Source organism: Actinacidiphila sp. bgisy167 (assembly GCF_057707665.1).
The window spans coordinates 30,486-44,317 of sequence record NZ_JBYIQP010000018.1 but is presented as its reverse complement, the minus strand read 5'-3'; the positions used below and the strand labels follow the sequence as shown (position 1 = coordinate 44,317).

Below are 13,832 nucleotides of genomic sequence, written 5' to 3'. Positions count from 1 at the left end.
GTGTGCGCCGCAGCTGCTCTTTTCCATACGTACAGCCGCGGTGCGCGGGGCTTCAAGCGTCTCACCAAATGATGGGACGGTCAACACGATCACAACCCGGCCGTCAGGCGCGCCTAAGAAAACACGGCGCGGAGAAGGGCGCCGCGCCCCGCGTGGCATGGAGGACGGGGCCGTCAACCGCTCCCCGAAGATCGCCGCGTCCTCGATGTCCGCAGCCTTGCATGCGACGCGCGAAATGGCAACCTCCTTGCCGCTCTTGCCAGGTGGGATTGCCGATGATCTGCCGCCGCGTCGCTCACCTGCGGGGAAGGGGCCCCGTGACGGGCGGTGCCTCAGCGGATCGCGAAGCCCTCGTAGCCGCCGCGCGGCTCGCCCCAGATCTCGGTGACGCCGTCGACGCGTCCGGGCGTGTCGCCGGCCCGCAGCCAGTCGAGCAGGCGGTCGCAGTGCGACTGGTCGCCCTCGGCCACGACCTGCACACGGCCGTCCGAGAGATTGCTCACATAACCGTCCAGACCGCCGATCTCCAGCGCGGTCGCTCGTGTCCACCAACGGAAACCCACCTGGTGCACGCGCCCCCGCACCCAGGCCGTGAGCCGGACGTCGTCCTTCATGGGGAGCACGCTAACGCGCCGACTTCCCGGGCTTCACACCGGCCCCGCCCGTCATGCGCCACCGTCGCGCCGCAACAGGACGCACCCGTTCGGGCGAGAGACGTCGACCGGCCGTACATCCGCCGCAGCCCGAGCCGGACCGGCGACATCGCACGTGCCGGAACTCGTTCTCGACGGAATCCGGAAATGATCACCGTTGACGGTTCACAGCATTCCGTCATACGGAGCAGCGACGACGAGGATCATGTACGCGACCGCAGCTCCGCTTCCTATGAGGCCGAGCACGATCCCGGCCACGGCTCGAGATCTACTCGCCTGTGCACGTGCCGCCGCCCGGTATTCGATGACGCCTCGTGCCAGGCCGGCTATCCCCATCGGAAGGGCGAAGACCCAGACCAGCAACCACAGCGGACAGCAGCACCAGAAGGCCACGGACATTCCACCGAACCAGACCGCAAGATCCAGTGTGCCGCCTGTCTGCCCCGTGGTGCTGCTGGAAGTCATGCGTTGATCCAAGCAGGCCAGTGACCAGGGACACCCTGGGGGGTCGCCCGCCCCCTGAGCGCGGCCGTCGTCGTGTTCGAGGGCAGCCGACCCTGGTCTGGTGGCCCGGCCGTGCCGGGGACGTCCGGGGGCGCAGCCGCCCGCCGATGAGCCAGGTCGATGCTGGGCACCTGCCGGGGCCTGCGGGACTCGTGAGGGGCCTGCGGTGAAGGAAGTGCGCCTGGCGTGAAGCCGGACTACGACGGGCGGGCGACGGGCGCGGACACGCCGACGGGGCCGCGGGGCGGTCGCTGGCAGCGCGGGCAGAAGTAGCTCGACCGGTTCATCCAGGGGCGGCGGCGTATCGGTGAGCCGCAGCGGCGGCAGGGTTCGTCCTCGCGGCCGTAGGCGTCCAAGGAGCGGTCGAAGTAGCCGGACTCCCCGTTGACGTTGACGTACAGGCTGTCGAAGCTCGTGCCGCCGACGGCGAGGGCGTCGGTCATGACCTCGCGGATGTGGGTGAGCAGTTCGGCGGTGACCGGCCGGGTCAGGGTCACGGTCGGCCGCTCGTAGTGCAGCCTGGTGCGCCACAGGGCCTCGTCGGCGTAGATGTTGCCGACCCCGCTGATCAGCGACTGGTCCAGCAGCGCCCGCTTGATCGTGGTGCGCCGGCGGCGCAGCGCGGCGTGGAAGGCCGCGTCGTCGAAGCGGGGGTCGAGCGGGTCGCGGGCGATGTGGGACAGGGGGAGCGGCAGCCGCTCGGGATCGCCGGGCACGCACTCGTGCAGCGACAGGCCGCCGAAGGTGCGCTGATCGACGAAGCGCAGCTCCGTGCCGAGGTCGTCCGCGAAGCGGATCCGGATCCGCAGGTGGGTCTCGGCGGGTGCGTCCTCGGGCTGGACGAGCAGCTGACCGCTCATGCCGAGGTGGCCGAGGAGGGTCAGCGGGGAGTCCTGGAGCGGCAGCCACAGGTACTTGCCGCGGCGCAGGGCTGGACCGAGGGTCTGCGCCTCCAGCCGGGCGGCGAAGTCCGCTCCGCCCGCGAGGTGGCGGCGCACGGACCGGGCGTGCAGCACCTCGGCGCTTGCGACCGTGCGACCGCTCACCCAGCGGTCCAGGCCGCGGCGTACGACTTCGACCTCGGGCAGCTCCGGCACGCCGTGCGCTCCTCTCGGACGGCGGTTCCCCGCCCGGGGAACCGCAAGGCCCGTCCGGTCGGCTTCGGGCCTTGCCGGACGGGCCTGACGGTTTCAGCTCGCGACAGTGCCGTTCGCGTCGCGCTTGGCGCGGATGCCGCGCCAAGCGGCCTCGGCGGCCTGCTGCTCTGCTTCCTTCTTGCTGCGGCCGGTGCCGGTGCCGTACTCGACACCACCGACGCGGGCGGCAGCCGTGAAGGTCTTCTCGTGGTCGGGTCCGGTCTCGGAGACCACGTACTCCGGGACACCGAGTCCCTCGCCCGCGGTGAGTTCCTGGAGGCTGGTCTTCCAGTCCAGGCCCGCCCCGAGGTTGGACGACTTCTCGATCAGCGGATCGAAGAGCCGGTGCACCAGCTCCGACGCGGCGTCCAGACCCTGGTCCAGGTAGACCGCGCCGATCACCGCCTCGAGGGTGTCCGCGAGGATCGACGCCTTGTCCCGGCCGCCCGTGCCCTCCTCGCCGCGGCCGAGGCGGATGAAGCTGCCCAGGTCGAGGCCCCGGCCGACGCCGGCGAGAGCGCGCGAGTTGACCACCGCGGCCCGCAGCTTGGCGAGCGTGCCCTCCGGCAGGTCCGGGTGGGTGCGGTAGAGCGTGTCCGTGACCACCAGGCCGAGCACGGAATCCCCGAGGAACTCCAGGCGCTCGTTGGTGGGCAGACCGCCGTTCTCGTACGCGTACGAGCGATGGGTCAGCGCACGCGCCAGAAGGGCGGGTTCGAGTGTGTACCCGAGCCGCCCTTCCAGAACCGCGGGGGACGAGGCTGCCTTACCGGCGTCCGTCGACGTTGCGCCGTCTGACGACATGGAGCCCCTCACCCGCCGATCAGACCTCGAGGACCTGACGACGGTTGTAGGTGCCGCAGCTCGGGCACGCGATGTGCTGCTGCTTCGGCTCGTGGCAACGCTCGCACGCCACCAGGCTCACGGGCGCAGCCTTCCACTGCGAACGGCGGTGGCGCGTGTTGCTGCGCGACATCTTCCGCTTGGGAACAGCCACGGCTACTTCTCCTGGTTCTCGTCGACGCCGTCCTCGGCGCCGCTCAGCTGGATTTCCTGCAGGGCCGCCCAACGGATGTCGGTGACCTCGTGGTGGTGGTCCGGGTCGTCCGCCAGCCGCGCCCCGCAATCGGAGCACAGACCGGGACAGTCGTCCTGGCACACCGGCTGCAGCGGCAGTTCGAGAACCACCGCGTCCCGCAGCACGGACTCGAGGTCGAGCAGGTCGCCCTCGAGGAAGAGTGTGTCCTCCTCCTCGGCGTCGTCACCGGCGTCGGAGGCATGGTGCCCACCGGTCCGGGTGTCGGCGTCGGGGTAGGAGTACAACTCCTGGAAGTCCGTCTCGAGCTCGCGCTCGATCGGCTCCAGACACCTTACGCACTCCCCCGAGAGCGGTGCGCGGGCGGTGCCCGTGACGAGCACCCCTTCCATCACCGACTCCAGGCGGAGGTCCAGCGTGATCTCCGTGCCCTCGCGGACACCGATGACCTCGATGCCCATGTCCTTGGGGGCGGGCACCGAGCGGGAGACCTTCTTCATCGCCCCAGGACGACGACCCAGCTCATGCGTGTCGAACACGAGCGGGTTGCGGTGGTCGAGGCGGGTGTTCAGGGCTCCTGCTTTCATCGGTTCGGCGCGTGCCCGTCGGTACGGCGGCGGGCACGCCAAATCGCCGGGGATCACACGGCTGAGGGATCAGGATACCCGCCCCCCGGCCTCAGCCCAAACCGCGCTCCTGCTCCAGCTCACGCAGCCGGTTGAGGTCGATCATGCTGGTGTCGAAGAAGCTCGTCTCGTCCAGCGCGGCGCCCTGACCCTGCTGGTGCTGCTGCGGTGCGTACTGCTGGTGCTGCTGCTCGTAGCCGGACTGCTGCGGCTGCTGCCAGCCGTAGTTCGGGTCGTAGTAGGCCTGCTGCGGCTGCGCCGCGTAGGGGTCGGCGTACTGGCCCTGCTGCTGGTACGGATCCTGCTGCGCTACCTGCTCCTGCTGGTACGGGTCGTGCCGCTGGTAGCCGTAGTCGGGCTGGCGCACGGCGTTCGGGTCGTACTGGTAGTCGCCCGGGGCTGCGGGGGCGGCCAGTCCCGCGAGGTACTCGGCGTCGGACTGGCCGGGGGCCTGGCCCTCGGCGTCCGCGTCGTGGCCCAGGTGGGCGCCCAGTTCGTCGATGGGGCGGTGGCCGGTGAGCTTGAGGCGGCCCCGTCCGACGGCCTCCAGGGTCTTGCTGAGGACCGCCTCGAAGGCGCTCAGCTTGGCGTCCACGTACTGGTCGGCGCGGCGGCGCAGCGTCTCCGGGTCGGCGCTGCGCTCCGGCGCGTCGTCGTCCTCGTACGGGTAGCCGTTCTCGTCGAGGGCCGGGCCGTGGCCCAGCAGCTTCTCGCGGCCGCGGTCCACCGAGCCGATGGTCTTGGTCAGCACGACCTCGAAGTTGGCGAGCTTGCTGTCGACGTAGTCGTCGGCCTCGGCCCGGATCTCGGCGGCCTCGCGCTGCGCCTCCGTGACGATGCGCTCGGCCTCCTGCTGGGAGCGGCGGGCGATCTCCGTGTCGGAGATCAGCGAACCGCGTTCCGCGTGCGCGGCCTCGATGATCCGGCCGGCCTCGGCCCGGGCCTCCTCGACCATCTGCTCCCGGCCGCCCAGCAGCTGCTGGGCCTGGGAGAGCGAGTCGGGCAGCGCCGACCGCACGTCGTCGAGCATGGCGAGCAGCTCGGCTCGGTTGACCACGCAGGAGGCCGACATCGGCATGGACCGGGCGGCCTCCACGGCGGCCACGATCTCATCGAGCTTCTTCTGGACGTCCACGTCGCCGACTCTACTGCCGCGCGAGCTTGTTCTTGAGCGCCTCCAGCACGACGGGGGGCACCAAGTGCGCGACGTCGCCGCCCCATTGCGCCACCTCCTTGACCAGGCTGGAGGACAGGAAGCTGTAGGTGGGGTTCGTGGGGACGAACAGGGTCTCCACGCCGGACAGACCGTTGTTCATCTGGGCCATCTGCAGTTCGTAGTCGAAGTCGCTGACCGCCCGCAGGCCCTTGACGATGGCGGGGATGTCGCGCTGCTTGCAGAAGTCGACCAGCAGGCCGTGGAAGGACTCGACGCGCACGTTGCCGTACTCGGCGGTGACCTCCTCGATGAGGGCGATGCGCTCCTCGATCGAGAAGAGGCCCTTCTTGGACTTGTTGATCATCACGGCCACATAGACCTCGTCGTACAGGCGCGAGGCCCGGGCGATAATGTCGAGGTGCCCATTGGTGACGGGGTCGAAGGACCCTGGACAGACGGCGCGGCGCAACGGTGACTCCTCGCTCTGAGGGCTCTGCGGGTGGTTCATGACACGTCGGTGACGTCGGCGGCGCGACCGTACCAAAGCGTCCCTTCGCCGTACCGGCGGGCCCTGATCCCTTCGTACCCCTCGGGCCAGCGGAACTCCCCGCCGCGGGTGCTCCTCTCCACGGTGGCGACGGCGTCCGCGTCAAGCCAGCCCCGGGTGCGGAGTGTGAGCAGGATCTCGCGCACCTCGTCGTCGGTGACCGCGTACGGCGGGTCCAGGAACACCAGGTCATACGGCTTTGCCGGGGGCTCTTCCGCGATCACCTTCTCGGCTTTGCCGACCCGCACCTCGGCCCCGGGCAGCCTGAGGACGCGCACGTTCTCCCGGATGACCCGGGCTGCCCGCGCGTCGGCCTCGACCAGCAGCACGTGCGCCGCGCCGCGCGACAGCGCCTCCAGGCCGACGGCGCCCGATCCTCCGTACAGATCGATGACCCGCGCCCCGTGCAGGGCGCCGCGCAGCGACTCCCAGGTGGAGAACAGCCCCTCCTTTGCCCGGTCCGAGGTGGGTCGGGTTCCGTTGCCCGGCGGCACGGCCAGGCGGCGGCCACCGGCGGATCCGGCGATCACGCGGGTCATCTGCGACTCATTCGTCTCGTGGGCGGGCGGAGCGGCGCCTGCGGGACGCCGCTCCCCCACGATACGTAGGTCAGTCCCTGCCTCGCTCACCCCCGGCCCCCGGCAGGGGCGGCTCCGCCGCCCCGACGAGCGCCGGCGAGGCGTAACGCGACCAGGACAGGCACCCGTCGGGCGGGCAGTGCTCGGGGTGGCGCGGGTCGTGACCGAGTTCACGCAGCTTCGTCCGGACGGAGTCGGGGGTGCGGCCGAAGCGGGCGGCTATGCGGGCGATGGACTCGCCGTCGTGGAACCGGCGGACCAGCTCCTCCTCGTGCTGCGGCACCCAGGGCGCGCCGTGCCCCGGGAACAGTTCGCGCAGCACGTCGCGGTCGGGGATGGGCTCGGAGACGTCGGCCACGAGCGCGAGAGCGCGCAGGGCGCGGTTGAGGGCGATACGCAGGGACGGAACGTCGGTCAACGGCAGCGTCAGGGAGCCGGAGGCGAGGAGGGTGTCCGGGTCGTCCTCGGACCAGCCGGCCAGGGTCAGGGTGACGGTGGAGTCGTCGTCGCTGGACAGTTCGATCCGGAAGACCTTCTCGCCGAGCGGCAGTTCGTTGAGATGGCGGAACGACATGAAATCAGCCCCCAAGGGTCCGAAGACGCCTTTCCCGAGCGGATCGGCGCGGACTGTGTCCATTCTCCCAGGGGGCACTGACAATGACGGGTCGTCAGCCCTTGTCCAGGTACTGCTCGCGGTCCGCGTCGACCAGGCTCTCCAGGGCGCTGCGCAGATCCGGCTGGCCCGCCAGTTCGGGGTCCGCCGCGACCAGTGCCGTGGCCTCCTCGCGAGCGGCCGCGATCACCTCCTCGTCGTCGATCACCGTCAGCACCCGCAGCGACGAGCGCGTCCCGGACTGGGCCTGCCCCAGCACGTCGCCCTCCCGCCGCTGTTCGAGATCGATGCGCGACAACTCGAAGCCGTCCAGCGTCCCGGCCACGGCGTCCAGCCGGGCGCGGGCCGAGGTCGCCTCCGGCATCTCCGACACCAGCAGGCACAGACCGGCCGCCGAACCCCGGCCCACCCGGCCGCGCAGCTGGTGCAGCTGGGAGACGCCGAAACGGTCCGCGTCCATGATCACCATGGCGGTGGCGTTGGGCACGTTGACGCCGACCTCGATCACCGTGGTCGCCACGAGCACGTCGACCTCGCCGGCGGCGAAGCGGCGCATCACGTCGTCCTTCGCCTCCGGCTGCATCCGCCCGTGCAGCACCTCCACCCGCAGCCCCGCCAGCGGCCCCTTGGCCAACTGCTCCGCGATCTCCAGAACTGCCAGCGGCGGTCGCCGCTCCGCCTCGCCCTGCGCGGCCTTCTTCTTCGGCGCGTCCGCCTCGTCGTCCGAGTCGCCGATCCGCGGGCACACCACATACGCCTGATGCCCGTTGCCCACCTCCTCGCGCACCCGCTCCCAGGCGCGTGCCAGGAAGTGGGGCTTGTCCTTGGCCGGCACGACATGGGTGGCGATGGGCGAACGCCCGGCCGGCAGCTGGTCCAGCACGGAGGTCTCCAGGTCGCCGAAGACCGTCATCGCGACGGTCCGCGGGATCGGCGTCGCCGTCATCACCAGCAGGTGCGGCGGCTGCTTGGCCTTGCCCCGCAGTGCGTCGCGCTGCTCGACTCCGAAGCGGTGCTGCTCGTCCACCACCACCAGGCCCAGGTCGTGGAACTGCACCTTGTCCTCGATCAGCGCATGCGTGCCCACGACGATCCCGGCTTCACCGGTCACCAGGTCCAGCAGCGCCTGCCGGCGGGCGGCGGCCCCCATCGAGCCGGTCAGCAGCACGACCTTCGTGCCCAGGTCCGAGCCGCCGAGCATGCCGCCCTCGGCGAGGTCGCCCATCATCTGCGTGATCGACCGGTGGTGCTGCTGCGCCAGGACCTCCGTCGGCGCCAGCATCGCGGCCTGGCCTCCGGCGTCGACCACACCGAGCATGGCGCGCAGCGCCACCATCGTCTTGCCGGAACCCACCTCGCCCTGCAGCAGCCGGTGCATCGGGTGGTCCGTGGCCAGGTCCGCGAAGATCTCCGCCGACACCTTCTGCTGGCCCTCGGTGAGCGTGAACGGCAGCCGCGCGTCGAACGCCGTCAGCAGGCCGTCCTTTGCCGGCACGCGCGGCACGGCGGGCAGCGCGTCGTCCGCCGCCCGGCGCCGCGCGAGGGCGACCTGCAGCACGAACGCCTCGTCCCACTTGAGGCGTTCCCTGGCGACCATGATGTCGGCCTTGGAGCGGGGGCGGTGGATCTTCTCCAGCGCCTCCGGCAGCGGGGCGAGCCCGCGCGACTCACGCAGCGCGGCAGGCAGCGGCTCCCCCGTGCCGGACCACTGCGTGGCGCCCAGCGAGGTCAGCACGGTGTCGACCGTCTTCGCGATCGTCCACGAGTTGACCTGCTTGCACGCCGGGTAGATCGGGATCAGCCGGTTCGCGAAGGCGTCCACGGCGTCCTCGCCGTCCTCGGCGTCCAGCAACTGGTACTCGGGGTGAGCCAGCTGAAGCACCCGGTTGAACACGGACACCTTGCCGGCGAACATGCCCCGGCGGCCCGGCAGGAGGTCGTGCTCCGGCTTGAACACGCCTCGGCCGAAGAAGACCAGCGTCAGCGAGCCGCTGCCGTCCGTGACGACCACCTCCAGCCGCGCCTTGCCCGCGCCGTACGTCTTCTTCGTCGCCTTGGCGACGCGGGCGACGACGGTGACGTGCTCGTCCAGCGGGAGGTCGGACAGGCGGGTCAGCTCGCCGCGTTCGGCGTAGCGGCGGGGATAGTGGTGCAGCAGGTCGCCGACCGTGCGCAGGCCGAGGTGGTCGGCGAACACCTTCGCGGTGCGGCCGCCGACGGATTTCGTGAGCGGTTCGTCAAGGGCAGCGGACATCGCGTCCATCTTCGCGCACGCCACGGACAATGTGGGGGCGCGTGTCCGCGTCTGCGTGTGCGGGTGTGTTCGTGTTGCGGTTGTTCGCCACCGCCCTCCCTCCCGGCGCCCCGAATGGTCGGGCGGGGCGGCGCACTGTGCGCGGTGGGCCGGGTGCGGGGACTTGGGGGTGGGCATTCCGGACCGCATAGTCCGGGACGGGGCCGGCGGGTGAGGGGCGGTCCGGTGTCCACGGTTGCCTCCATGGACCCCGCTGGACGTCCGCCGCTCGGCGAACGTGGGGTGGGGCTGCGGTGCGGGGTGGCGGACGTCGCGCTACCGACCCCTACAGCCGGTCAGCAGCCTGGCGATACGGAGAGGCGGGGAGGTGGGGTACGGCCGAAGGCTGGGGGTGGATGTTCTGGACGGTGCGGCATGTTCGTGTGCCGTGTCCGGGTGCGAGAAGTGCCGCCCGCACGCACGTGGACACGCCAGTCCAGGACGTCCAGCCCCAAGGCCCCGCCCCGGCCCCCAAGAGACTCGCGAGGCGGCCGCTGAACGCGCCGCGCGGGAGGGCGGGGAACAGCACCCGCCCCCCGCAACGCACCCCTACTCGACCCCGATGAGCAGGGGGCACGTCTCCTGTCCCCCCTCGTACACGACCGTGTCCACCGCGAGGTGGCAGTCTCGGACGTGCGCTTCGAGCCGGTCCGCCAGATCCGCCGGCGCGCCGGCCCCGATGACCAGCGTGACCATCTCCCCGCCCGCCGCGAGCATGCGGTCCAGGACGATGGTGCCGGTCTCGACGAGGTTGCCGCCGATCACCGCGACGTCCCCGTCGATGAGGCCGAGGACGTCACCGGCCTGGCAGACGCCGGCCATCGTCCAGGACCGGGCCTGCGCGACGGCGAGCTCGGCCCAGCGTGTGGCGCCGGCCGCGGCGGTCATGGCGACGACGTCCTCGTCGAAGCGCCGGGTGGGCTCGTGGACGGCGAGGGCCGCGATGCCCTGCACCGGGGAACGGGTGGGGATGAGGGCCACGCGGACGCCCTCCGCCCGGGCCTGTTCGGCCGCGGCGCCCACCGTGTGCAGCAGTTCGGCGTCGTTGGGCAGGAGCACGACCTCGTGGGCGTGCGCGCGGCGGACGGCCTCCGCGATGTCTCCGCTCGCGGGCCGTTCCCCGGGCCGGACGGCCACCACGGTGGCGCCGGCCCGGGCGCAGAGCCCGGCGAGGCCGTCGCCGCGCACCACGGCGACGACGGCGCGCAGCGCGCGTTCCCCCCGCTCGGCGTCCGCCCCGCGCTGCGTCCGCGTCTGATCCCCGAAGTGCGTCACCTTGATCCGGTACGGACGTCCGGCCTCGATGCCGGCCTCGATGGCGGCGCCCACGTCGTCGACGTGGACGTGCACGTTCCACAACCCGTCCCCGCCGACGACCACCAGGGAGTCGCCGAGCCGGTCCAGGCGGGCGCGCAGTTCGGGGACGGCGCGGTCGGGCGCCTCCAGGAGGTAGACGACCTCGAAGCCCGGCCCGCCGGGCACCGCGTGCGGGTCACCGCCTTCCGCACTCCCCCGGGCGGTCGCGCAGCCGTACGGCATGACCGGGGCGGCGGCGCTCCTGGGCAGCGGCACCCGCAGGGCGTCGTCGAGCGGGCCCATCGGGGCCTGGCCCGAGACCGCGTCCGCGAGGGCGCCCAGGACGGCCACCAGGCCGCGCCCGCCGGCGTCGACGACACCGGCGTCGCCGAGGACGGCCAGTTGCCGCGGGGTCGCCGCCAGCGCGCGGCGCGCCGCCTCGTACGCGGCGCGGGACACCTCGCGGACGTCGCCGCTCGCCGCGGAGGCGGCCTCCGCGGCCGCCGTGGCGACGGTCAGCATCGTGCCCTCGACCGGGTGCGCGACCGCCTGGTACGCGGACTCGGCGGCCCGGCGCAGGGCGGGCCGCAGGTCGCCGGCGTCCTCGGCAAGGACCTCGGCCATGCCGCGCAGCAGTTGGGCCAGGATCGTCCCGGAGTTCCCGCGCGCCCCGATGAGCGCCCCGTGCGCCATGGAACGCATGCAGGAGGTGAGGTCCGGTGTGCTGCCCGAGGCGGCGTGGCCCTCGAAGACCGCGTCCACGGACTGGGCGGCGGATTCCACCGTCAGGAAGAGGTTCGTGCCGGTGTCGCCGTCGGCCACCGGGTAGACGTTGATCGCGTCGATCTCCTCGCGTGCCCGCCCCAGTGCCTGAAGGGACAGCCGGCACCATGCGCGCACCGCGGGCGGGTCGAGCGTCGGCGGCACGTGTTTCCTCCTGCGGGGCGGCCGGGGACCTGGGGTGGGGAGGTGTCCGCACGCAGCGTACTGAGGGCCGGGCTCCCCCGGGCGACCGCCCGTACCGCTGACCATGGTAATTTCGAGGGACAGGAGCGGACGTAGTATGCTGCTCCGGTTGCCCGGGGCTGTCCCGGGCCATCCCTCGGCACCAGTGGTCGCGCATCCATGATTTGGACGGGCGTCGGCGCCGCCGGGATTCATCCGTTAGCGCATCTGAAGTCTTTGGAGTGACCCGTGGCTGCCAACTGCGACGTCTGCGGCAAGGGGCCGGGCTTCGGCAACAACATCTCGCACTCGCACCGCCGTACCCGCCGTCGTTGGAACCCCAACATCCAGACGGTGCGTGCCGTGGTCGGTCGGACGCCGAAGCGCCTCAACGTCTGCACCTCGTGCATCAAGGCCGGCAAGGTCGCGCGCTGACGCATAGGACGTCGTAGCGCAGCCTTGCGGCTACCGGAGCCGGTCCACCCCTGGTGGTGGACCGGCTTTCTGCTGTGTCCGCGCCCCCTGTCCGCGGCGAACCTGCCGGGAACCCGCCGGGCGTCCCTCAGCGCTGCCGCCAGGCGTGGTCCACGGGGCCGATGCCTCCGCCCAGGGGGAAGCCCGCGGCGATGGCGCCGGTGACGTACTCCTTGGCGGCGTCGGCCGCCTCCGGGACGTCCAGCCCGCGCGCCAGGAACGAGGCGAGGGCGGACGCCAGGGTGCAGCCGGTGCCGTGGGTGTGGCGGTTGTCATGGCGCGGGGCACGCAGCCAGTGCTCGGTGCTGCCGTCGGTGAGCAGGTCGACGGCGTCGCCGCTCAGGTGCCCGCCCTTGATCAGGACCCAGCGGGGACCGCACGTGAGGACGGCGGCCGCGGCCTCGCGCATGGCCGGCTCGCCGTCCACGAGGACTCCTGTGATCTGGCGCACCTCGTCCAGGTTGGGCGTGGCGACGGTGGCCAGCGGCAGCAGCCGGGTCCGCACCGCGTCCGCGGCGTCGGCGGCGAGCAGCGGGTCGCCGTGCTTGGAGACGCCGACGGGGTCGACGACCACGGGGACGTCGAGCGGGGCGAGGAGTTCCGCGACGGCGGTGACGAGCGCGGCCGAGGAGAGCATCCCGGTCTTCACGGCCTGCACGCCGATGTCGTCCACGACGCTGCGGAACTGGGCCCGTACGGCCTCCGCGGGCAGTTCCCAGGCTCCCTGCACGCCCAGCGAGTTCTGCGCCGTGACGGCCGTGACCACGCTCATCCCGTGAACGCCGAGTGCCAGCATGGTCTTCAGGTCGGCCTGGATGCCGGCGCCGCCGCCGGAGTCGGAGCCGGCGACGGTGAGCACGCGCGGTGGGATCGTCATACGGCGAATCTAGTCGCCGCCTCTACTCGGCCCGGAAGTGGTCCCAGCCGCCCGCCGTGTCCCAGGGTGCGCCGTCCACGGTGACCTGGGGCGCCGTGGTGGCCTTCGCCACCCGGCCGATGACCCGCCAACGGGCGGGCAGTTTCGTGTCCGGGGGGAAGGCGGCGACTATCGCGTGGTCCTCTCCCCCGGTAAGCACCCAGTGCAGCGGGTCGACTCCGACGGCCTGGCCGATGTCGGCCATCTGCGCGGGGATGTCGATGTCCGCGGAGGACAGGTCTATGGCGACGCCGCTGGCGGCCGCGATGTGGCCGAGGTCGGCGACGAGCCCGTCGCTGACGTCGGTCATGGCCGTCGCGCCGAGTTCCGCGGCGGCGGGGCCCGCGTGGTACGGAGGTTCGGGGCGGCGGTGCGCCTCGACGAAGGCGCGCGGCGAGCGGAAGCCCCGGGAGAGGACCGCGAGTCCGGCCGCGGACCAGCCCAGCCAGCCGGTGACGGCGACGATGTCACCGGGTCGGGCACCGGATCGGGTGATGGGTTCGCGGTCGCCGAGGTCGCCCAGTGCGGTGATGGAGAGCATGATCGTGTCGCCGCGCACGACGTCGCCGCCGACCACGGCCGCGCCGGCCACCTGGCACTCGTCGCGGATGCCGTCCATCAGCTCGACCGGCCAGGTCACCGGCAGGTCGGCCGGCACGACCAGGGCGAGCAGCACCGCGGTCGGCACGGCTCCCATGGCTGCGATGTCGGCGAGGTTCTGCGCGGCGGCCTTGCGGCCCACGTCGTAGGCGGTGGACCAGTCGCGGCGGAAGTGCCGGCCCTCCACGAGCGCGTCGGTGGTGGCCACGACCCGCCGGTCGGGGGCGGCGACCACGGCGGCGTCGTCACCCGGTCCGAGCCGGACGGCCGGGCTGGTGGTGAGCCGGGCCGTCAACTCCCTGATGAGCCCGAACTCCCCCAGTTCGCCCACGGTGCCCTTCATCTGACTGTCCCCTTCACCTGGCCGGTCCCCTTCTGTGTGCGCGTGTGCGGCGGCTTCGGCACGGCCGGTACCGCGCGGGTCTCCCCGCCGCGTGCGGCAACGCGGTACCGTGACGT

General features: G+C 72.1%; 15 protein-coding genes. 1 reads left to right on the top strand and 14 read right to left on the bottom strand.

What is annotated here, in order from left to right:
- Positions 1–332: 332 nt before the first annotated feature.
- The 12 genes from AC3ET4_RS09970 to AC3ET4_RS09915 all read right to left on the bottom strand — a co-directional run bounded on the left by AC3ET4_RS09970 (position 333) and on the right by AC3ET4_RS09915 (position 11,365).
- Complete coding sequence (locus tag AC3ET4_RS09970) at positions 333–614, bottom strand: acylphosphatase (protein WP_431948144.1); 282 nt, start codon at positions 612–614, stop codon at positions 333–335.
- 204 nt (positions 615–818) lie between these two features.
- Entirely contained in the window at positions 819–1,118 is a 300-nt protein-coding gene (locus AC3ET4_RS09965; RefSeq protein ID WP_431948142.1) for a hypothetical protein, read from the bottom strand.
- A 236-nt stretch (positions 1,119–1,354) separates the two neighbouring features.
- Complete coding sequence (gene mutM / locus AC3ET4_RS09960) at positions 1,355–2,254, bottom strand: bifunctional DNA-formamidopyrimidine glycosylase/DNA-(apurinic or apyrimidinic site) lyase (RefSeq protein ID WP_431948140.1); 900 nt, start codon at positions 2,252–2,254, stop codon at positions 1,355–1,357.
- A 93-nt stretch (positions 2,255–2,347) separates the two neighbouring features.
- A complete protein-coding gene (rnc, locus tag AC3ET4_RS09955; protein ID WP_431948138.1) occupies positions 2,348–3,097 on the bottom strand; it encodes a ribonuclease III in 750 nt (249 codons plus the stop codon).
- Positions 3,098–3,116: 19 nt separating this feature from the next.
- Positions 3,117–3,290 (bottom strand): 50S ribosomal protein L32, encoded by a 174-nt coding sequence (gene rpmF, locus AC3ET4_RS09950; protein WP_026251550.1) that lies wholly within the window; start codon positions 3,288–3,290, stop codon positions 3,117–3,119.
- Positions 3,291–3,292: 2 nt separating this feature from the next.
- A complete protein-coding gene (locus AC3ET4_RS09945) occupies positions 3,293–3,916 on the bottom strand; it encodes a YceD family protein (RefSeq protein ID WP_431948135.1) in 624 nt (207 codons plus the stop codon).
- A 91-nt stretch (positions 3,917–4,007) separates the two neighbouring features.
- Entirely contained in the window at positions 4,008–5,090 is a 1,083-nt protein-coding gene (locus tag AC3ET4_RS09940) for a F0F1 ATP synthase subunit B (RefSeq protein WP_431948134.1), read from the bottom strand.
- Positions 5,091–5,100: 10 nt separating this feature from the next.
- A complete protein-coding gene (gene coaD / locus AC3ET4_RS09935; protein WP_431948235.1) occupies positions 5,101–5,580 on the bottom strand; it encodes a pantetheine-phosphate adenylyltransferase in 480 nt (159 codons plus the stop codon).
- Positions 5,581–5,615: 35 nt separating this feature from the next.
- Positions 5,616–6,197: a 16S rRNA (guanine(966)-N(2))-methyltransferase RsmD gene (rsmD, locus tag AC3ET4_RS09930; RefSeq protein ID WP_431948132.1), complete on the bottom strand. Its 582-nt coding sequence runs from the start codon at positions 6,195–6,197 to the stop codon at positions 5,616–5,618.
- A 70-nt stretch (positions 6,198–6,267) separates the two neighbouring features.
- On the bottom strand, positions 6,268–6,810 hold the full coding sequence (locus AC3ET4_RS09925) for a hypothetical protein (protein WP_431948233.1): 543 nt from the start codon (positions 6,808–6,810) through the stop codon (positions 6,268–6,270).
- 94 nt (positions 6,811–6,904) lie between these two features.
- Entirely contained in the window at positions 6,905–9,103 is a 2,199-nt protein-coding gene (gene recG / locus AC3ET4_RS09920; protein ID WP_431948130.1) for an ATP-dependent DNA helicase RecG, read from the bottom strand.
- 588 nt (positions 9,104–9,691) lie between these two features.
- Positions 9,692–11,365: a DAK2 domain-containing protein gene (locus AC3ET4_RS09915; RefSeq protein WP_431948128.1), complete on the bottom strand. Its 1,674-nt coding sequence runs from the start codon at positions 11,363–11,365 to the stop codon at positions 9,692–9,694.
- A 267-nt stretch (positions 11,366–11,632) separates the two neighbouring features.
- Between AC3ET4_RS09915 and rpmB the strand changes: the two genes are divergently transcribed.
- Positions 11,633–11,818, top strand: coding sequence for a 50S ribosomal protein L28 (rpmB, locus tag AC3ET4_RS09910; protein ID WP_014628431.1), 186 nt, complete (start codon positions 11,633–11,635; stop codon positions 11,816–11,818).
- Positions 11,819–11,945: 127 nt separating this feature from the next.
- On the opposite strand, the gene thiD is transcribed toward rpmB, so the two are convergent.
- Complete coding sequence (gene thiD, locus AC3ET4_RS09905; protein ID WP_431948125.1) at positions 11,946–12,734, bottom strand: bifunctional hydroxymethylpyrimidine kinase/phosphomethylpyrimidine kinase; 789 nt, start codon at positions 12,732–12,734, stop codon at positions 11,946–11,948.
- A 22-nt stretch (positions 12,735–12,756) separates the two neighbouring features.
- Positions 12,757–13,716: a thiamine-phosphate kinase gene (locus AC3ET4_RS09900; protein ID WP_431948123.1), complete on the bottom strand. Its 960-nt coding sequence runs from the start codon at positions 13,714–13,716 to the stop codon at positions 12,757–12,759.
- Positions 13,717–13,832: the final 116 nt, after the last annotated feature.